The sequence below is a fragment of the Vitreoscilla sp. C1 genome (assembly GCF_002951955.2).
Classification (GTDB): Bacteria; Pseudomonadota; Gammaproteobacteria; order Burkholderiales; family Neisseriaceae; genus Vitreoscilla; species Vitreoscilla stercoraria.
Genome location: NZ_CP019644.2, coordinates 1,786,699 through 1,807,450 on the forward strand (window position 1 = coordinate 1,786,699; position 20,752 = coordinate 1,807,450).

Sequence of the window (20,752 nt, forward strand, 5' to 3'; positions counted from 1 at the left end):
TTACAGGACGCTTTTTTAATTGAAATGCTTATGAACATCATCAAATACTTACAAGCCCAAGGTTTGGGCAGCCGTAAACAATGTCAAAATTGGGTTAAAGGCGGTTGGATTGAAATCGATGGCGAAGTCGTTGACGACACCAAAGCCGAAGTCAGTTTGGACGGTCGCCGCGTCTTGAAATTGGACGAGGACATCATCCCGACCATCAATTTGCCCTATTTTTACATCTTGCTCAACAAAGCGCCCGACACCGAAACCTCGCACAAACCGCAACAATACCCAAGCGTGTTCTCGATGTTGCCAAACAATTTTCGTGACATCGACATTCAAGCAGTGGGACGTTTGGATGCCGACACCACAGGCGCGATCATTTTGACCAATGATGGTCAATTCAACCACCGTGTCACCTCACCCAAACATCATGTGGCGAAAATCTACCGCGTGACGCTCAAACACCCCGCCGACCAAAGCTTTTGCGACAAATTGGTCAAAGGCGTATTGCTGGATGATGAAACCGAAACCATCGCTGCTGCCGCTGCCGAATTGGTGGACGAGCACACCTTGTTGATGACCATCACCCAAGGCAAATACCACCAAGTCAAACGCATGATTGCCGCCGCTGGCAACCGTGTCGAAACCTTACACCGCGACCAATTTCACCAATGGCGCGTGGACGATTTTGCAGTGGGCGAATGGCGTTTTTTAGACATTGCCGAAGTCCAAGCCAGTATTTGAGCATCCTATCATATCGATTTTTGAGGCTTAAAAAACAAGCGTCCTGTAAATATTTACAGGACGCTTGTTTCATTACAATAGCTTTACGGCACCAATTCAAACACCAAGACTTCTGCCGCATCACCTTGGCTCAAAGCCAGCACGCCACCGTCTTCTATCATCGCTGCATCGCCTGCATGCAAACGCTCACCGTTCACATTCACGCTACCACGCGCCACATGCACATAATACACATGCCCATCTTGCAAGTGTTTTTGCGCTTGCTCAGCACCATCAAACAAACCGACAAACAAAGACGCATCGGCATGAATCTCGATGGCTTGCGCATTGTCAGCGTTCGCCGTTTGTTCATACGGTTTTAATACCTGCAACAAGCGACCACGCTTGTCGGCATCGCTGTAAGCTTGTTGTGAATACTCAGGCACGATGCCACGTTTGTTCGGCTCTATCCAAATTTGCAAAAAATGCGTGGTTTGACCTTGTGCATGGTTAAATTCGCTGTGCGTCACACCACTGCCTGCCGACATGCGCTGCACTTCGCCGGGTTTAATGCCTTTGACATTACCCATATTGTCACGATGTGCCAACTCACCTTCTAACACATACGACACAATTTCCATATCACGATGCGGATGTTCACCAAAACCCATGCCTGCTGCAATTTTGTCTTCATTGATGACACGCAAATTGGCATAGCCCATCCATTGCGGATCATAATAACCTGCAAAAGAAAACGTATGACGACTGTCCAACCATCCATGATTGGCATGACCACGTTGATGACTGCGACGAATGTTCATATGGGGCTCTCTTTCTATTAACAAGACGCTGTTGCTCTCAGCTGTATATGGATAAGCAATGAATACAGTTTATATTTAACTCTAAAGAAAATAAATCCCCAAAAAATTAATGGTGATTTCCATTTAAGAAACCACCATCATTCAGCGTCCTGTAAGACATTGCCCAACAGCCAATATCAACGCATGCTGTTAAGAGGCATAAGGATTGTCCAAACTGTCGATCAATTCACGCAAATAGTCTTTGAGCTGCGCCTCAGTACAACCCATCAAAATCGCATCTTCAAATGCCTCTTGCGCCATTTCATGCAATTCTTCCATGTTTTGCTGCATCACTTTGATTTTTTCTGTGCATGAAACAGGTTTGCCATCGGCATCGAACCATTTAGGCATATCGGGTATTGTCATCTCACTCGCCTTAACCCATTAACGAAATGATGCCGCAGCTTTACCTGCGCCATTCACACGACGAGCAGTAGCATATTTGCTGCCCCAATATTTGCTGCTCAAACTGGTGATTTCAATGTTTTTACCCGTTCGTGGTGCATGAATAAAGCGATCATTGCCAATATACATGCCCACATGCGAAATGCGCCCCGCTCCTGCGGTACGGAAAAACACCATATCCCCCGGTTGGATTTGGCTGCGCTCGACGTAAGAACCAACATTGGCTTGTTCGGCACTGGTTCGTGGCAAACTGACTTTCATACTTTGCTTAAAAATATATTGCATGAAGGCACTACAATCCAAACCTTGCTCAGGATTGTTACCACCATAAATATACGATAAACCAATCAAACCCATCGCATTCATAATCAAATCGCCTGCTTGCTCTTTGGAAATGGCATCAGGTGTTTGAGTGTGTGTGGTTCGTACCGATTGATTGAATGTTGCAGTGGGATTGTTGCGACTGCGTATCATGTCTTCTAAAGGATCGGCTGCTGCCATCATCGGTAAGAAGCTCACGCAACCGACTACCCATAACAACAGTCTGTTCATTGTCTTGCTCATCATGTATAAAACTCTTGGCACCCATATTGCTATGGTGCGGAACTTGTTGTGTGGTTAATAGACGCGTGCTAATTTAAAAAAACACTGCGCACCTTCAAAGGCTGTTTTTATGTTGAAACAAACCGTTATTGCCATGCGTGATTTGCCACGCATGAAAGAAATTATCAGCATCTTGATGCGCTATGGCTTAGATGAATTTCTATACCGTTTAAAATTGACCCAGCCCTTTCCTTCGCTCAAACGCAACAAGTCGGAACAACACCGCTTGCAAAATCCTTATTTGAGCCTGCCACAACGCTTTCGCATGGCATTTGAAGAGCTGGGCCCTACTTTTATCAAATTTGGTCAGATTCTGTCCACCCGTGTGGACATTTTCAATCCTGAATGGATAGACGAATTCCAACGCTTGCAAAACAACGTGCGCCCTATTGCCCAATCTGACATTACCGCCTTGATTGCTGCTTATTTAGAGCGTCCTGTAAACGAGGTTTTCAAACACATTGAACCAACCCCCATAGGCAGCGCTTCGATTGCACAAGTACACAAAGCCATATTGCTCAACGGCTCTGTTGTAGCCGTCAAAATCAAACGCCCGAACATTGAAAAAACCATTCAGGCAGATTTGCGCATCATGAAGCATTTGGCGTATTTGCTGGAAAATGAAATTCCCGAATCACGCCGTTATCATCCCATCGAGATGGTACATTATTTCGCCCGCAGCCTCGCGCGCGAAACCGACTTGTCTATGGAGTTGCGCAATATGGAACGCTTTTCTCGTGCGTACGAGGCGCATCCTTATGTTCACATTCCTCAAGTTTATCCCGAATTTTCCAATCGAAAAATTTTGGTACAAGAATACATCGGCGATACCTTACTTAAAAACATCAATCTAAGTCAATACAATCAAGAATGGTTAAGCCAGCGCGCCAAGGACATTGCACAGTTGATTTTGGACATGATTTTAAAACATGGCTACTTCCACGCAGACCCCCATCCTGGCAATATTTTCTTGTCAGATGAGGGATGTATTACATTAATTGATTTCGGCTTGGCTGGGTTTTTAGGTGGTAATCGGCGCACTGAAATTATTACATTAATTAACGCGATTATTGACCGTGACCAGTTCACCATTCAACATGTTTTGAGCGATTGGGCACAAGGCGACCTGCCAGACGAAAATCGTTTGGGCAATGATGTGATGGAAATGCTCATGAATTACGAGTTTACCTCGCTCAAAGACATCAGCCTCTCGTATATTGTCAACGACATCACCAGCATCATCCGCGAAAACAATTTAACCTTACCAGGTGACTTGGTCATGTTGTTTCGCACCTTGATTACTTTAGAAGGCGTGGTCAACCAATTAGACGGCGATTTTCAGTTAATGGAATCCACTCGTCCCTTAGTAGAAGACTTGGTGTTAACGCATTTTTCTTTCGACCAAGCGAAGAAAAAAGTCAAAACCCATAGCTATACCTTTTTGCAATTGCTAGACGATTTGCCACACACTTTGATTCGAATGAACAAACGCCTCAAATCAGGTCAAATCAAAGTCAATTTGGACATGGCAAGGCTAGATGATTTTGGACATCAATTAGACCGCTCTACCAATCGTTTAACCGTCGCCATTGTGACCGCATCTTTAATCATAGGCTCATCGATTGCTTTGCATGTGGATGTTGGTCCCAATATTTTTGGCATGCCCTTATTAGGTTTTTTCGGCTATACCATCGCATTTTTAAACAGCATTTGGATTTTGTGGTCATTGTGGCGCGCTGGTAAGCATTGATTAAACTATTCAATATAGATAATAAATTTTAATCAAAATTAAAATAAACACAATCACTTAAATGATAAAATACAACTCTCGATTCTCCGCCCCTACTTTCCATTATAGGAGTGCATCATGACCAACAAAATGGCCAACCCTGTTTCAGGCAGCATCAGCAGCCAAAAATTCGTCTTAAGCAAAGCCTATTTGCTGTTGGCAGTGTCGTTTATTCCTTGTGCCTTGGGTGCATTGGCAGGCGCTGTCGTCAATCCTATGGCTTTGCTTGGTGGCGGCTGGATGGGTATTATTCTCTTTTTCGCCTTTCTTTATAGCATGGTATTTTTCATTGAAAAAAACCGTTACAACAAAATAGGCATCGCCTTATTACAAGTATTCACTTTTTCTATGGGCATGATGATTGGGCCCGTGCTTGGCATGTTGCTAGGCTCTGCTGCGGGTACACAAATCGTCTTTTCAGCAGCCATCATGACCGTTGCTGTCTTTGCGGCTATGACATTCGCAGCGCATAAATCCAAAGCCGACACCGCTGCTATGAGTCGATTTTTGTTGGTTGGAGCGGTGGTATTGATGACCGCCGTCATTGCCAATTTATTCTTTAAAATCCCTGCGGTATCTTTGGCGATTTCAGCCGTCTTTGTGGTATTTAGTTCATTGATGATTATGTGGCAAACCAAAGCGGTCATTGAAGGTGGTGAAACCAGTTACATCAGCGCAGCTTTGACCATTTTCATATCCATATACAATATTTTTAGCAACTTGTTGCATTTATTAATGGCGCTCACTGGCAACGATTAAGTTCTTAATAGGTCAAACCACCAACACACAGCGTCCTGTAATATTACAGGACGCTTTTTTTGATTAATACTTTGACTGACAACGGTAACAAGGTTATGCTGCCATGCAATAAACGACAAACATGGTTAATGATATGAAAGCGATCATATAACTGTTTGTTATGATGAATTTTGTTGGAGACTTTCACCCTATGACTTCTATGCCTGTTGTGCTGCTTGGCACTGGTTTATTCACCCCAAAAGACAGCATCAGCAACGATGAATTGGTTCATACATTCAACCAATATGTTGCTTCTTTCAATGAACAAAATGCTCAAGCGATTATTGATGGCAGTGTGACTGCTTTGTCTGAATCAAGCAGCGCCTTCATAGAGAAAGCTTCAGGCATCAAAAGCCGTTTTGTATTGGACAAAACAGGTATTTTGAATCCTGACATCATGGCACCGCAATTGCCACAACGCAGCAATGAAGAGTTGTCTATTCAAGCTGAAATCGGTATAGCCGCAGCCAAAGATGCTTTAAATAATGCTGAAGTCAATGCCGCTGACATCGACATGGTGATTGTTGCCAATTCTAATATGCAACGTGCTTATCCTGCGATGGCTGTAGAAATCCAAACTGCATTGGGTTGTGCTGGCTTTGCCTTTGACATGAACGTGGCGTGCTCGAGTGCCACTTTTGCCATTCAAATGGCCGCCAATGCCATTGCCGCAGGTTCTGCAACGCGTGTATTGGTGATTAATGCCGAAATTTGCACCGCGCATTTGAACTTCCGTGAACGTGACAGCCATTTCATTTTTGGCGATGCTGCCACCGCTATAGTATTGGTTCATCAAGATTTGGCGGGCGACACTCACAAAGGCTTTAACGTGGTCGATACCCATTTGTGGACAGAATTTTCAAATAACATCCGCAACAATGCAGGTTTCTTAAACCGCACCGAAATCGATAACAATCCATTGGCGGCAGACAAATTGTTTGTACAAAATGGCCGTAAAGTGTTCAAAGAAGTGTGTCCTGCTGTGGGCGAACACATTATCAGCCATTTGCATAAAAACCAAATTGAGCCTACCAATGTAAAACGCTTTTGGTTACACCAAGCCAATTTGACAATGAATGAATTGATTGCCAAACGTGTCTTAGGTCGCCCTGCTACGGCGCAAGAATCGCCAACCATTTTGGATACTTATGCCAATACCAGTTCAGCAGGCTCCGTGATTGCCATGCATTTGCACCACGATGATTTGCAAACAGGTGATTTGGCAGTTTTGTCTAGCTTTGGTGCAGGTTATTCCATTGGCTCGGTGCTGTTGGAAAAACGCTGATGGTCAAAGGCAAAATGCGCCGCGCCGTCTACGCAGGCAGTTTCGACCCACCTACCAACGGTCATTTGTGGATGATACGTGAAGCGCAAATGCTGTTTGATGAGCTGGTTGTCGCCATTGGTGTCAATCCTGATAAGCGTTGCACTTATACTTTGGAAGAGCGCAAAGACATGCTCAAAGCCATTACTTCAGGCATGCACAATGTTCACATTGCCTCGTTTGAAAATCAGTATTTGGTTAACTATGCCGACAGTATTAGTGCAGACTACATTGTGCGTGGCATACGTTCGGCTTCGGATTATGAATACGAACGCTCGATGCGCTATATCAATTCTGACTTACAACCTGAAATTTCTACGGTTTTCCTTTTGCCACCGCGCGAATTTGCCGAAGTGTCTTCTACCATGGTCAAAGGCATGGTCGGTCCTAAAAACTGGCAAGCCATGATCAAGCGTTATTTGCCTGAACCTGTGTATGAAAAAATGATTAACAATCATTTGTATCACAATTAATCCATCAAGCGTCCTGTAAACGTTTACAGGACGCTTTTTTAATTCCCTACCTCATCACATTGCTGGCTAGGTTCAGTCGGTAACAAACTTTTCCTCAACAGCATTTTGACCATTTGATAACCGCTCGCTTGAATCACCGCATCGGTTTGTACTGCTTGATAGCCCAATATTTCATACCAACGCTTGATGCCATCTCTCGGAAAATGCACGATACCCTCTAGCGCCATACAACCAAACTTTTGCGCCAGTGCTTCTAGCTCCAGCAAAATGGCGGTCACCAAACCACGACTTTGGTATTGAGGCATGATGATTAAATGCCAAAATACCCATACATCACCAACACAGCGTGTTTTGACCACACCAATGGCCTCACCTGCCTCCATCCAAGCCCATACCGACATACCACTTAATAACTCAGCCTCTAGCTCATCACGTGTTTGTGCCAAGCCATCCCATTCATTGCATATAAAATGATGTTGTAATTTTGCTTGCTCGGTGACATCAATCAATAAAACCATGTCAGTCATGGGGATTAAAGCCATAAGTTCATCCAATCGGCCTGTATACAAGTTTTCACCACATTGTTGTATATGAATATATGAAATAAGACGTTCACCGCATTCTCTTTGTTGATATGCCGCTCAACAGATTCTAAAACGGATTAATGGTTCTGTATGACAAAGTAAAACCAAGCATACGCAAAAAAGCACACCTTTTCAGGTGTGCTTTTCAGTATTTTGGCGGAAGCGGTGAGATTCGAACTCACGGAGGGGTATAAGCCCTCGACGGTTTTCAAGACCGTTGCATTCAACCGCTCTGCCACGCTTCCGACTTGAGAAGCAGAATAATACGTTAATGTTTTAGTTGCTGCAAGCATTTTTTTATTGATATTTCATCACAACCAACCGAAATATCAATTTATTCTTTAAAAACAAATATAAAAAATAAAAACACCCACTTCCCATACCATTTATTTTAACTCAAGCCCGCCATTGTCAATGTTTTTTGCGCCCATCGGTAATGAGTCGCCACTTCTTGCATGCATTGCTGATATTGAAACACCGCTTGATTCGATGCTAACACTGCTTTTGCCACCAACACATCTTGCTCTTTGACCGCATAAAATGCTTCGATACTGGCAATTTGAGTCGGGTGTATGGCGGTTTTACCAGTTAAGCCATGTAATAAATCGGCCTGAACTTCACGCATTAATACCTCAGGTTGATTTAAAAACTCAAATACAGGTGCGCTCAATTCAAAACCACAAGGCTTAAACCATCCTACCAAACGATCGATATGAGTACCCAAAACGGTTTCATAGACAGTGTGTTCGGCACTGCGCCGCATGCTCAATAAATTGAGCAAATCGTTGCCACCAAGACGTAAACTCAACACATAAGGTCGCCACAATGGCTGCAATAAAATATCTCGCAATTGCAACATTTCTTGCTCAATAAACACCTCAGCCGTTTCCAAAGTAGGCATCACATAAAAGCCTTGCTCTACCAAAATTTGGTAATCACCAATATTTTTAGCCGTAATTTTGGGTAAAACAAAACCATCAATGTTTTGAATATGCTCATTTGCCAGCAATTGCTGCATCACCGCAGGATTGCGCACACGCACAAAGCGTTGTTGCGATGAATGAGGATTTAAATACGGCAAGGCATCTAAAAAACGGCTGATGGCTTGTGGCAAATGCTGTTCAGACACCGCATCTTCCGTACAAAAAATCAAACTACCGACTTCTTGCAGCTTTTCACCTCGCATGATTTCATTCAAATCTTTGTGCGTGGTCGGCACATACAAAGAAGCGCAATATTGATGAGGCTTAAGCATCGCGTGCACTCCGAATCATAGCTGCGGCATGGTATGGCAAGTTTTCAACCACTTCTACAACCACATTTTTTTCTTGCGCCAACCACAATAAATGCTGCACAGAAGCTTCTTCTAAATTTTTCACTAACAATCTTTCAGGCAAACGACGCAAAAACACACGCGTGGCTTCACCGATACCGGGCTTAATCAAATTCACATCATCAATGCCATATTGCTGCATATACTGCTGAATGAACTGTTGATTGGCTTGATGACGAATGGCTTTATCAGCCATCTTCATGGTAGGCACACCATTTTGAGCATATTCTTCCCATGCCAACGCCACCACAGCATCCGCAAACCATTGTGACAAATCGCAATCGGCAAATTCAGCAAAATACACACAACCATGAAAATCATCTTTGCCTATGGTCTCATTCAAAATAGAACGACTGACCAAACCGCTGATGCTGGCATTCAAAATCGAAGAAGGTATCAAATAATCTTCTTCACTGGCAGCACAATCGGTCACGCCTGCCAAATCGGTCAAGACAAACAAACGACCATCTATGTGGCAATGGTTTTGTGCATTAAAACCATCAATAGCGGCCTGTAACTCACGATTAATGACGCCTTTGCCCGTCCATCCATCTAAAAACACCAAAGACTCTGGCGCATGACCTGCATCCAAAATAGCATGCAATGCATTCTCATCGATTCCACGATCTCGAATAATCGATACGGAATAATGCCTCACCGACTCACCATACAAACGGCTTAAAATTTGCTGCAAAATCACGCCAATGGGCGTACCTGCTCTGGCCAAAGATACCAAAGTTGGCAAGCCTGATTTTTGTTGTTGGATTAACGCCGCCAATTTCAAAATATCGCTGGCCATTTGTTTGCAATTGGCTTGAAAAGCCTCATGAAACAAAGCCAAATATTCAGGGCTTGGGCGTTTTTCAGGTGACAACATTTCACTATAATGTCGCTGCCCACTTTGAATCAGCTGTTCTTTCAATACCGTGTCGTCAATGGTCTCTAATGCCATCGGTTTTAATAAAAACGTGACTTGCTCAGCACGATAACTGCCATGAAAACTCATACATCCATCCTTTGACTGACAATTTGGCTCGGATTGGGCACCATCAAATAATCACACTCATTCATAAAACCCAAATCAATCACGCTATCGCCCATACCAAACGAAACCACTTCACCGCGTTGTTGCCATTGTGCTAGCAAATAGCGCACGCCATGGCGCTTGTTAAGCCATGGCGGCATGATGGCAAGATTATTACCATTGTGATGCACTTGATATTCTGTCCAACCCTCTTGAGCCAAAAATTGTTTTACCATGTGCGTCACTTGCGCCACTTGCACCAAATCACCCGTTTTGGATTTGAGCAACACATAAAATGCGATACCAACGTCGCTGATGATGCGTGCATGCAAGCTGCTGTATTCGGTGGTTTGAATCAAACTGTTCAAATAATCCAATAACACTTGTAATATCGGTTCGCTGTGACGGGCATGCGCTTGGCTTTGCTGACTCCACGCCTCATCCAAACTGCCATCGGCTTGCAACACAATGCCACCATAATTGATGACTGCCCCATGTTTGAATTCAATCACCACACGCTCAAACGCATTGCGATTGCGAGCAGTCACTGGAATCATCACATGGCTTTCTTGCCAAAACTTCAACATCGTCATTTGCTTTTGATTGGCATAAGAAATGGCAGAACCGTCCTGTAAATAAGCCAAAGCCACATCGTGTGTGTCAGGTTGACGCTTATTGTGGCTGTGAAACAAAGTGTCGTCCAAATCCACAAACAACAATTTATGCATGATGCTCCTTAGTCAAAGAAATCAAATCAGCTTGCAAATCATAAGCAGTTTGTTGCAAAGCAGTGCTGGCTTCATACTCATGGCAAATCAATATATGGTCATAGTCTGACCGCACCACGTTATACACAAAATAAGGCACACCTTCATCATAAGGATCGCCTGCTGTGGTAATTGTCTCAATCGCACCCCATTGTAAAATGGGTGAACGGGTGGTCGATTGCACTTTACATTCAACCTGATAATGCTCTTGCAAATACTCTGCCACTAACAAAGCCGCATGCATGAATTCACCGCAACCCAATACCAAAACTTTGTCGTGGGCTTTTAAATTTTTAGGCAATTGCGCTTGCAATGTATCATTCAATTGAATGGGCGCTGCCACGCCCAAACGCCCAAAACCTGCGTCCTGAACATACGGCTCTGCGCCTACATGCGATTGTGAGGCTTGCGTTGCTGCGGCAATCACGCCATTGCTTTCAAATTGCCATTGTCCTTGCAATAAAGAAATACACTGCAAAGGCAGCTCAGAAGCGGCAATCAACTCATCACGGCGTGAACCCATAAAATCTGCCACCGACACCCAATACACTTGCTTAACATTAGGAGCGAGCTGCAAGCATTGTTGCAATAAATTGCAAAATGTATTGCCTGTGCTTAATTCGTCATCAATCAACACCAAATTTTGAGCTTGTTGCCAATGTGTCTTTGTCGCCTCATCTGTGGGCAAATGCAGCCACACGCGTGTGGCATGACTATGCGACTCTTCAAACACCACTGCATCGGTGTCATGCACACGCACACGGCTGCTGTGAATGTATTGCGCTTGGCTGTGTGGCTGTTGCTGCACATGCGCTTCAAACACGCCTTGCCCTAAGCCTGTGGCGGTTTCTGCCATGCCAATAAACAAACTTGGTGCATCAAAAGCAGGCAATTGCTGCGCCAACAATTGATGACAATGTCGCATCATTGCAGGTTTGACTGGGATATGTTTTCCCAAAACCTTGCTGACAAACAAAAATGCACGTTTTGGATTTTGTCTTGCGCCAATAGACAGTAAATCTTCAAATGGCAATTTGGCTTCTTGCAATTGCAATTGCAAGCGTCCTGTAGGCAAATCAAATGACCAATCCAACGCCAACTCCTTCTGGGTTCCATTGCGTTTTTAAACAATATCGGCTACCTGATTGGGGTAGCCGACTTCACATCTTATTTCATTGTGGCTTATAAATGCGGCAAAATCTGCGGAACCAAATCTTGGAAAGTGCGACCTGTTGAGTTTTCACCCATCGCATGCATTTTCCATTCACCATTGTGGCGATACAATTTGGCCATGATTTGCGCAGAATGGTTGCCTTGTACAGACAAATCATAACGGGCAATTTCTTGTTGGTTGTCGCCATTGATCAAACGGCAAAACGCATTGGCCACTTGGCTGAAATCTTGACCAGTAAAGCTGTTTACCGTAAACACCAAAGATTTAACCTGCGCAGGAATTTGATTCAACATCACCACGATTTGCTCGTCATCACCATCACCGTCACCCGTGCGGTTGTCACCTGTGTGGCGAATGCTGCCATCTTTGCTTTGCAATTGGCGAAACCAAACCACATCAACCACTTGTTTGTTCTCATCAAACATCAAGCAAGATGCATCCAAATCAATGTCTTGACTGCCGCCGCCAAAGCCAAAAAAGCCTTTTTTCTTAAGCGCATCCCATCCCAAACCCATGACCACTTGGTTTAATGATGAACCTGCTTCTTTTTCAAGCGAGATTTTTTGACCTTTTTGTAAATTAATTGCCATGATTTTTCCTCATTCAATAAGCATTTTATTAATTATGCGCTGATTTCTTGGCGCATCCAGCCAGCAAAACTACTGCGATTTCTGGAACAAATCACCACTTTTCCTTGCCCTGAGAATTTCAATACCATGCCTTCTCCGCTGGTCACGCTGTTCATCAAATTGCCCAACATACCACGACTTTGACTGGTACTCACAGATATTTCATAGCGTAAACTTGCATCCCACGCCACCACATGGCCATTATCCACAGTGGTCTCTTTGCCTGGTACAACGTCCAATATAAACAAGCTGCCAAAACCATTCACAACCACTTGCCCATGGCCACTGGTTTTACCAATTAAAAAGCCACCGGTTCCGCCGAACAAGGCTGTTCCTATACTTTGCATCTGTGCTTTGACATCGACTTTGGACGTACACGCCACAAACGCACCATCGGAAAGATTGTATTGCTCCGTACCAACATCCAAAATCTGCATGCCTCCGGGCATAACAGGGGCCAACAAACAATCGCCACTGTCACCAGTTGCTTCAATATGTTGCTGGAAAAAACTTTCACCATTGGCCAAAGTCCGTGTCAAAGCACCCAAAAAGCCACCTTGCATGCGGCCTGTAAGTTCTAAGCCAGACTCCATCATGACCATGGCGCCACTTTCACAAGAGATAGACTCACCACGTTGCAAATTCACATGCAAAAATGGGTCTATTTCCCCAACAATCGTCAATGTTGGCATATTCTTTCCCGTACACATCATCATGTAAAAAACGCCTTGTCATTCACAAGGCGTTGGCATCGGTATTTTTAGATATTCACACCGTAGTTTTGCGCCAAAGGCCCTAAGCCGCCTTTAAAACCTTGACCAATGGCTTTGAATTTCCACTCACCATTGTGACGGTAAATCTCACCAAAAATCATGGCTGTTTCAACCGAAGCATCTTCTGACAAATCAAAGCGTGCCACTTCGGTATTGTTCGCTTCATTCACGCAACGCACATAAGCACTCGATACTTGACCGAAGTTTTGATTGCGAGATTCTGCATCGTGAATGGTCACCGCCACAGCCACTTTTTCAACATCGCTTGGAACGCGAGTCAAATCAACAATAATGCTTTCATCATCGCCATCACCCGCGCCAGTGCGGTTATCACCAGCATGTTCTACGCTACCATCGGCTGATTTGGCTTGATTGTAAAAAATAAAGTCCGCATCAGAACGCACTTTACCTGAAGCACTCAATAAGAAAGCGCTGGCATCTAAGTCAAAAGCAGCGCCATCGGTTGCACGAACGTCCCAACCCAAGCCCAAAATCATTTTGGTCATCGTAGGTGCTTCTTTAGACAAACTGATGTTGCCGCCTTTTTGCAAACTAATTGCCATGTTATTTCTCCTAATTTCATCAATAATGCATCATAAAGATTGCTATTACTTAAGCTACTTGCACACCGTATTGCATGCACAAAGCATATAACCCGCCATTGTATCCTTGACCAATGGCGCGAAATTTCCATTCACCATTGCGGCGATAAATTTCACCAAAAACCATTGCGGTTTCAGTGCTGTAATCTTCACTCAAATCAAAGCGCAATACTTCAACTTGGCTTTCATCATTGACCAAGCGCACAAAAGCATTGCGTACTTGACCAAAATTTTGGCCTCGAACGTCAGCATCGTGTATCGTCACTGTAATGACCAAGCTATCGATGTGATTGGATATGGTGCCTAACTCTACCAATAACGATTCATCATCACCATCGCCATCGCCAGTTAAATTGTCGCCCGTGTGCTGCACAGAGCCACAAGGTGAAACCAATTGATTGTAGAAAATAAAATGATCGTCATTCGGCACTTTTTGATTTTCTTGCACCAAAAACACACATGCATCCAAATCAAAATCATTGCCATCGCTGCTGCGTGCATCCCACCCTAAACCAATCAATACCCGATGTAAACTAGGATCGGTTTTGGATAAAGAAATGTTTTGACCTTTTTGTAAGGTAACTGCCATATCGCTTGCTCCCTTAAATCAATCTTGTTTATTGCCGTCTTCGGCTTCTTTTTTGCCTGGAAACATCAATGATGTCACCACCCCTAAAGCCAAAACACCCAATACAATCATCAAACTAACACTTGGTGCAATGTGTAAACCCGTACCAAACACCGCATCAGAAGCTTGTAAAGCCATTTTAACGCCAATATAAAACAATAACACAATCACCGCTTTTTCCAAATGTACCAAATATTTGGTCAAAGCAGCCAAGACAAAATACAAACTGCGCAAACCCAAAATGGCAAAAATCATCGCCGCATACACCAACAAAGGCTCTTGTGTCACCGCAATCACAGCGGGTACAGAATCAAATGCAAAGGCAATGTCAGAGGTTTCAATCGCCATCAAACACAATAAAGCAGGTGTTGCGTAGCGTGCTCCTTTGCGCGTGACAGATGCCAATTGTTCTTCACTCAATTCATGGTGTTTGACAATGAATTTTTCACCTACCAGTTTGGTATAAACTGGCATTATTTTTTGTGTGATTTTCACGCTCCAATGGTCAGAATAGTCTTCAATTTCCTCTTCTTCTGAACCACTTTGCAACATCTTCACCGCACTCCAAATCACAAATGCCGCAAACAAGAAACCCACCCACGGACTGGCCATAAACAAACCCGTACCGATGACCACAAAAATGGCACGAAACACCAAAGCACCAATAATGCCCCAATACAAAATGCGATGTTGTAAATGTCCTTTGATGCCAAACGAAGCAAAAATAGCCATAAAGACCATCAAGTTGTCAATGGAAAGGGTTTTTTCCAAAACATAACCTGCCATATACATATTGGCCCAATACGCATCAAAGCGCAGCCACAAATATGCATAAAATGCGAGTGCCAATCCTATCCAAAACACCGACCACAGCGCGGCATCTTTGACCGTAATGTCTTTCACCTTGCGATGCGCAAACAAATCCAAATACACAGACAATGCAATCACCGTAAAAAAAATGATGATTGCCTCAAGAGGAAAACCAAAATGTTCAGCCATCGTTGTCACTTTCTGAATAGATTAAGCTTATACCCACATACACCTGGTTTTACAGGACGCTTTATAGTGTCAATGACCGGCCATTTGTACCATCAAAAGTCGCCCACCAGTGGCTTTTGACAATAAAATTTGAGCGCCTTCCACCAAAGCAACTTTGCCACCTATCGGTATGGGCTGTTTGGTCAATACATCTACCATATCGGTTAAAGTCTCATTGACCAAATACCAATGACCTTGATGCAAAACAAAATAACCCACGCGCTTGGCATCTTCACGGCTCAGTTTTTCATTCGGAAACACTTGCCCATTGGCATGCCACTTAAACAAAGATTGACCACTGTAAACCATAATACGATGGTTATCAGGTCGGAACGACCCTTCTCTAGACGAAGAATACAAATTCAAAACAGGCAATTTGCCTTGATGCGGTGTGCCACAAAATGGACATTTGGGTGAATTGGTATTGTCAAACGCATACCATTTTTGCTCACATTGTATATTGGTGCAAGGTTGCAGTAAATCAACCGTCTTGACCAAAGCTTGTTCCCATTCGTCTGCCGTTGGACGCTGCGCAGGATGGTGTAAACCATCCACAAACGTGCGCTCAAACAAACGTGACAAATAAGGTCCTGTCACCGTATAAGGAATTTTTGCGGTGTCTTTCCAAGGCAATTCACTAGCACGGATATTTTGAGTTTTGATGCGATTGGAAGCATCTTTAGGATGTTCGACAAACAACGCTTTCAAACCCATAGACAATTCTTCGTCTTTTTGAGAGTCATCCATATCATGAATTTTGTCACCACGCAGTGGATGACGATAGAGCAAATACATGTAAATGAGCACTGCCAAAGCATGTAAATCCGTGGTACGAGAAGGCAATTTCCGATTGGGATCATCTTTGGCCAAATGGCTGCTGGCAACCACTTCAGGCGCAATAAAATCAGGTGTCCCCACCACAGTGGGCGGATGCTTACCTGGCACGACCAAACCATCAATATCAATCAAACACGCTTGACCTGTAGTCGGATCTATCAAGCAATTTTTATATCCCAAATCACTGTGACTCAAACCTGCCATGTGCATGCGACGCACCGCCCGCGCTAACATAATGCAGACTTTCAAATGCGTCATCCAGTCGCCCAATTCGCGTGGATCTAAAAACTTATTGCGATTATTGGCTGAGGCAAACCATTTACCGTCTTTGTCTTTGCCTTTGATATTCAACATATCATCATTGCGACTGCCATAATCAAAGAAAAAACAATCACGGTAAAATGGCACGACCACGCCCAATTTGCCATTGTGTTCCACCACTGAAGTGGGCCAACAATACAGATTTTTTAAATACTCACCGCCTTCTTGATTGAAAATGCGCTCCCGATAGCTGCCTGTAATCATCAATAAACGCTCTTTGGTCGCATTGTCGGCAGGTTCACGAAAAAACGCCACCACGTATTTGCCATCAGGCGAGAACATTACATCTTTCATCCCGCCTTGTGCTTTGATTTCATCAATAAATTTCACACTAGAGCCGTCGCTGGCTGTTAAAGTCACAATATTGCTCATGTTGCCACCGTTTCATTGTGTGGATACCAAGGTGCGCTGACAATCGCCAACGTGCGATCGTCATGATTGCCAGGCGAGAAGAAATTTAACCACGCTTGCAAAGCAGCGGCCGCTTCGGAGGCATTACTCGCATCGCGACATGCTTCTTGCCACTCATACCACAACCTCTGCCACGGCTGAACTTCTAACATGGCTTGTTCACTGTCAAACTTGGGATCGGACACACCATCTGTCATCAAAATCAACGCATGCTCACCTTCAAGCACACGGTATTGAATGCGCGCAATCAAACTGTCATGGTCTATGACATCATCTTTGCTTAAAAAACGGGTTTGTCCTGAAAACTCACCGCTGTCTGCTTCGCCCATAACATCAACTTTGGCATTCGGATGGTACAAAGCCACCACGCCATCACCAATCCAATACGCACCCACCAATGTTTTATGATTGGGTAAAACAATCCCAAAACCCATTAACAAAGTACTAGACAATTGTTTGATATCGCTGATGATTTCAGGATGCTCATCTTTAAACGCATGGTATTGTGCTTCAAATGCTTTATAAGCAGCACGACTTAATCTTTGCTCTACATATTCCTGCCAAGATTCATCCGATGCATCGTTCTGTAATTGTTTTTGGATATAGTCGATGCTGGTTGGAGATTGCAAAGTTTCTGACAGACTTTTGACCACCGCATCCACCGCCAGCTTAGAACCTAAGCGTGAAAACGCTGCACTACCAGCCCCATCAGACACCGTCACCACATACGCTGGATATGCTTCATTAATCACAAAACGCGCCATGGCAAAATCATCATCACAACAACTGCCCACATGTGCATGCGAACGACCACGTACACGCGCAGCCAACAAATGGTATTGATCGCCATCCAAGCCCAAGCTCGCTTCATCTTCCTTCCAAAACAAAGTTTGCGAATCAGAAGGGATATTTTTCCACAATGATTTTGGGTCCGCATTGATGTAAATTTGAGTCTGACTCAACTCATGTTGCTCACTCTCTAACGGATGCCACCATATTTTCACCAAGACATCACCACTGATATCAGGTACACCCTCACATTGCAAGGTATCTGCATTCCAAGACAGTCCACACTCAGGACTAAATTCTATTTCTCTCACCACATAAGCCACATCAGGCTCAAACTGCAATGGTTTGGCATACGCCTCACCTTGCTTGGCATTAGGCAAAACCACACGATAAGCCTGAGTGATAGTGGGTGTATGAGTCTTCTTGAATAGCGGCAACATATCAGGCGGACTTTCAGATGTGTTTAAAATCACGGATTGAGCATCTGTCAGAACAACCTCAGTGTCTAAGGGCAGATGGTTTTCTATAGTCCTTATCGAGGCGGTGACAACAGATTCTTGTGGTAAGTGGACTATTTCATCTGAAGAAGCCAAACATATTTGATACTGGCTAGATTCATTGTTTTCTTCACCACCATGTGATTGAGCCTGCTGGTCTTCATAAGCTTGCTTTGGCGTCTGCACAAGGGCTTTCTGTACTGGAGCAGGCAAATCGTCATCATCATCAAATACACTCAGCACATCACCACCATCTTGCGATGTATGCCCCTCCTCACCGCCATGCGCATCGCTCACATTGGCAATATTCACAGGCTCAGGCGTAGCTATATTGGTTTCTGGCACATTTTCTATACTCAGACTACCGTCGCCCACAGACGAATCCGCCATCGTCTGTTCCAAATGCGCTCCAAACACATCGTGGCATTCCATCACCCGCATCTTTTTATCCCAAGCACACGCCAGCCATGCTTCTAGTTTTTGCATGCCTGCCAACACATCGTCTTGATGACAAAAATGCTCAAGCAAAGCCTCTTGCTCAGAAGTCCAAGCCTCTGTTGCTTCTTTGGTAAGAACAATTTTAAATTTTATCTCAGGAAACATTGATCAACCCCTAGAACGTGTAACCTCATAATCACCATCACTATGACCCATATACACATATTTCTCGCAGCCAGGGCATTGCACCTCACCATCACCCTCGACGCAAAAAATTTGTCCACACGAACAAGTCGCAAAAGCATACGCAGCCCCACAATGCGGGCAACCACAACCACCACTCAAAGCTCCGACATGAATGGTGTTGAAGTTTTGCCGCTCATCAGACCACTCAAAATAATCTTTTTGGGCAGCATACACACCTGTAAATTGGTATTGCGCTTCATCGTATGAGGACTGATATTCAGCTGCCAATTTTTCATATTTCATCAAATACGGCAATTTGCTTGTCTGACACAGCCCCGACAAAATGACATAGTTTTCATCTATGCCCACAGCGTCCTGTAAAGTTTTCACCAAAGTCAGCATAGGATGGTGAGGCTTTTCCAAATCCACGCCAACATCCACTTCCTGACTCAAACCAATGCTGCGGCTGCGTGACGACACCGAAGCACTGATCCAAGCGATGAATTGTTTGAAATCTTGTTCTGAACATTGTTCTAAACGCAAAACCTGCTCACTGATAGCGCTGAGAAATGACAATTGCGCATACGGTCCAATGCCTAAAGAGACCAAAGTGGCTTTATTTTTAAATTGCCGCTCCCATTTGGCCACAGCCATCTCCGTAGCATCGGTACTGCCACCGTCTGACATCAAAAATACCACGGGCTTAAAATCGCCTTTTTGCGTAGCACTGCCGCACACCACTTGCCGCTGAATTTCATCCATAGTGTAATTCAAAGCCTTGCCTATAGAAGAACCCGCTCCCAACGGCAAACGAGGCGGATAAAAAGAAATCAGCTCCGTTAACGGAGCCAATGTTTTGACCTGCCCTGCAAAAGCAATCACAGACAAATACGCCATTTCCAAAGCATACGGATCTTGACGCAAAGAACGAGTCAATTGATCCATGCCTTCTTGCATCAAGCGCAAATTATCGCCCATCATGCTTTCTGAAACGTCTATCACAAGAAATATCGGTAAGCGACGCATACCCATCTCCTTCATTAAGAAGATTAAAATACAATATTGATTTCAGGTGGCGGTGGAGGCAAATCATTGCTGCTGGCAGTACCAATACTGGTACTGCGTGAACCCACAGCAGCGGAGACCCATTGAAAGAATTTGGCAAAAGCATTGGCATCCATCGTGTCTAAGCTCACCACGGTAGGTGTCAATTTTTGCAAGAAAGAAGCATCGGCTTTCGGCCCTGCCGCACACGCGACAATGCTGCTAAAACCACAAGCTTTGATTTTAGGAATCGATTCAGAATACACCAACAAATCCGTTGGCTTGCCATCGGTCAACACAATCAAAATCGGCTGCCAATCGCCTTTTTGTTCTGCAGTGGACAAACGTCGGTTTTGAGTTGCTGCTTGCGCAATGTATTCCATCGCCTCACCCAAAAACGTCGCCCCTGACTCGGGACATTGGATTTCAGGCAACACCACTTGTTCTAATGGCGTCATCGGCAATACTTCTTTGATGAAAGAATCAAATGTCACAATGCTCAAATGCACCGATTCCAACGCATAAGGATTTTGGCGCAATGAAGCCAATAAAGCTTGCAAACCGGTATTGACAGCCTCAATCGGCTCGCCACGCATAGAGCCTGAAGTATCAATACACACATAAGTCAGTAAACGTCTACCCATGAAACCTCCTTATTGATTGAAACACACCCACACCATTGCGCTTAAAAACATTTACAGGACGCTTGAT

At 44.2% G+C, this 20,752-nt stretch carries 22 protein-coding genes and 1 tRNA gene; 5 read left to right on the plus strand and 18 right to left on the minus strand.

The window, feature by feature from the left end; translation table 11 throughout:
- Positions 1-30 precede the first annotated feature (30 nt).
- Entirely contained in the window at positions 31-735 is a 705-nt protein-coding gene (locus ADP71_RS08775) for a pseudouridine synthase (RefSeq protein WP_104932010.1), read from the plus strand.
- Between the two features lie 83 nt (positions 736-818).
- Here the strand turns inward: ADP71_RS08775 and ADP71_RS08780 are convergent, their stop codons facing one another.
- From ADP71_RS08780 to ADP71_RS08790, 3 genes are all read right to left on the minus strand, one after another.
- Complete coding sequence (locus ADP71_RS08780; RefSeq protein WP_019957241.1) at positions 819-1,535, minus strand: pirin family protein; 717 nt, start codon at positions 1,533-1,535, stop codon at positions 819-821.
- Between the two features lie 189 nt (positions 1,536-1,724).
- Positions 1,725-1,940, minus strand: a complete 216-nt coding sequence (locus ADP71_RS08785; protein WP_026353376.1) for a hypothetical protein — start codon at positions 1,938-1,940, stop codon at positions 1,725-1,727.
- A gap of 18 nt (positions 1,941-1,958) precedes the next feature.
- A complete protein-coding gene (locus ADP71_RS08790) occupies positions 1,959-2,483 on the minus strand; it encodes a C40 family peptidase (RefSeq protein WP_443089128.1) in 525 nt (174 codons plus the stop codon).
- Between the two features lie 169 nt (positions 2,484-2,652).
- Between ADP71_RS08790 and ADP71_RS08795 the strand changes: the two genes are divergently transcribed.
- From ADP71_RS08795 to coaD, 4 genes are all read left to right on the plus strand, one after another.
- Positions 2,653-4,332 carry an ABC1 kinase family protein gene (locus tag ADP71_RS08795; protein WP_171461085.1) on the plus strand — a complete coding sequence of 560 codons (1,680 nt, stop codon included), beginning with the start codon at positions 2,653-2,655 and terminating at the stop codon, positions 4,330-4,332.
- Between the two features lie 117 nt (positions 4,333-4,449).
- A complete protein-coding gene (locus ADP71_RS08800; RefSeq protein WP_171461086.1) occupies positions 4,450-5,130 on the plus strand; it encodes a Bax inhibitor-1 family protein in 681 nt (226 codons plus the stop codon).
- A gap of 190 nt (positions 5,131-5,320) precedes the next feature.
- A complete protein-coding gene (locus ADP71_RS08805; RefSeq protein ID WP_237343008.1) occupies positions 5,321-6,454 on the plus strand; it encodes a beta-ketoacyl-ACP synthase III in 1,134 nt (377 codons plus the stop codon).
- Complete coding sequence (gene coaD / locus ADP71_RS08810) at positions 6,454-6,966, plus strand: pantetheine-phosphate adenylyltransferase (RefSeq protein ID WP_019957235.1); 513 nt, start codon at positions 6,454-6,456, stop codon at positions 6,964-6,966. Before ADP71_RS08805 ends, coaD begins: the two co-directional genes overlap by 1 nt.
- A 38-nt stretch (positions 6,967-7,004) precedes the next feature.
- Here the strand turns inward: coaD and ADP71_RS08815 are convergent, their stop codons facing one another.
- From ADP71_RS08815 to ADP71_RS08885, 15 genes are all read right to left on the minus strand, one after another.
- The gene (locus ADP71_RS08815; RefSeq protein WP_171461087.1) at positions 7,005-7,508 is read right to left on the minus strand and encodes a GNAT family N-acetyltransferase; all 504 of its coding nucleotides are present in this window, start codon (positions 7,506-7,508) and stop codon (positions 7,005-7,007) included.
- Positions 7,509-7,704: 196 nt separating this feature from the next.
- Positions 7,705-7,795: transfer RNA gene (locus ADP71_RS08820), tRNA-Ser, on the minus strand.
- Positions 7,796-7,941: 146 nt separating this feature from the next.
- Positions 7,942-8,805: an HpcH/HpaI aldolase/citrate lyase family protein gene (locus tag ADP71_RS08825; protein WP_019957233.1), complete on the minus strand. Its 864-nt coding sequence runs from the start codon at positions 8,803-8,805 to the stop codon at positions 7,942-7,944.
- The gene (locus tag ADP71_RS08830; RefSeq protein ID WP_019957232.1) at positions 8,798-9,889 is read right to left on the minus strand and encodes a cysteine protease StiP domain-containing protein; all 1,092 of its coding nucleotides are present in this window, start codon (positions 9,887-9,889) and stop codon (positions 8,798-8,800) included. The genes ADP71_RS08825 and ADP71_RS08830 overlap by 8 nt, the downstream gene beginning before the upstream one ends.
- The gene (locus ADP71_RS08835) at positions 9,886-10,635 is read right to left on the minus strand and encodes a hypothetical protein (RefSeq protein WP_171461088.1); all 750 of its coding nucleotides are present in this window, start codon (positions 10,633-10,635) and stop codon (positions 9,886-9,888) included. The genes ADP71_RS08830 and ADP71_RS08835 overlap by 4 nt, the downstream gene beginning before the upstream one ends.
- A complete protein-coding gene (locus ADP71_RS08840; protein ID WP_171461089.1) occupies positions 10,628-11,767 on the minus strand; it encodes a phosphoribosyltransferase domain-containing protein in 1,140 nt (379 codons plus the stop codon). The genes ADP71_RS08835 and ADP71_RS08840 overlap by 8 nt, the downstream gene beginning before the upstream one ends.
- Before the next feature lie 89 nt (positions 11,768-11,856).
- A complete protein-coding gene (locus tag ADP71_RS08845; RefSeq protein ID WP_104932018.1) occupies positions 11,857-12,438 on the minus strand; it encodes a TerD family protein in 582 nt (193 codons plus the stop codon).
- A gap of 32 nt (positions 12,439-12,470) precedes the next feature.
- Positions 12,471-13,169, minus strand: a complete 699-nt coding sequence (locus ADP71_RS08850; protein WP_019957228.1) for a TIGR00266 family protein — start codon at positions 13,167-13,169, stop codon at positions 12,471-12,473.
- A gap of 68 nt (positions 13,170-13,237) precedes the next feature.
- A complete protein-coding gene (locus ADP71_RS08855) occupies positions 13,238-13,813 on the minus strand; it encodes a TerD family protein (protein ID WP_019957227.1) in 576 nt (191 codons plus the stop codon).
- 49 nt (positions 13,814-13,862) lie between these two features.
- Entirely contained in the window at positions 13,863-14,441 is a 579-nt protein-coding gene (locus ADP71_RS08860) for a TerD family protein (protein WP_019957226.1), read from the minus strand.
- Positions 14,442-14,459: 18 nt separating this feature from the next.
- Positions 14,460-15,479 (minus strand): TerC/Alx family metal homeostasis membrane protein, encoded by a 1,020-nt coding sequence (locus tag ADP71_RS08865; RefSeq protein ID WP_019957225.1) that lies wholly within the window; start codon positions 15,477-15,479, stop codon positions 14,460-14,462.
- Positions 15,480-15,548: 69 nt separating this feature from the next.
- The gene (locus ADP71_RS08870; protein WP_019957224.1) at positions 15,549-17,048 is read right to left on the minus strand and encodes a helix-hairpin-helix domain-containing protein; all 1,500 of its coding nucleotides are present in this window, start codon (positions 17,046-17,048) and stop codon (positions 15,549-15,551) included.
- Positions 17,045-18,976 (minus strand): PP2C family serine/threonine-protein phosphatase, encoded by a 1,932-nt coding sequence (locus ADP71_RS08875; protein WP_171461090.1) that lies wholly within the window; start codon positions 18,974-18,976, stop codon positions 17,045-17,047. Before ADP71_RS08875 ends, ADP71_RS08870 begins: the two co-directional genes overlap by 4 nt.
- A gap of 3 nt (positions 18,977-18,979) precedes the next feature.
- A complete protein-coding gene (locus ADP71_RS08880; RefSeq protein WP_026353373.1) occupies positions 18,980-20,023 on the minus strand; it encodes a TerY-C metal binding domain-containing protein in 1,044 nt (347 codons plus the stop codon).
- Between the two features lie 23 nt (positions 20,024-20,046).
- Complete coding sequence (locus ADP71_RS08885; RefSeq protein ID WP_019957221.1) at positions 20,047-20,685, minus strand: vWA domain-containing protein; 639 nt, start codon at positions 20,683-20,685, stop codon at positions 20,047-20,049.
- Between the last annotated feature and the right edge of the window lie 67 nt (positions 20,686-20,752).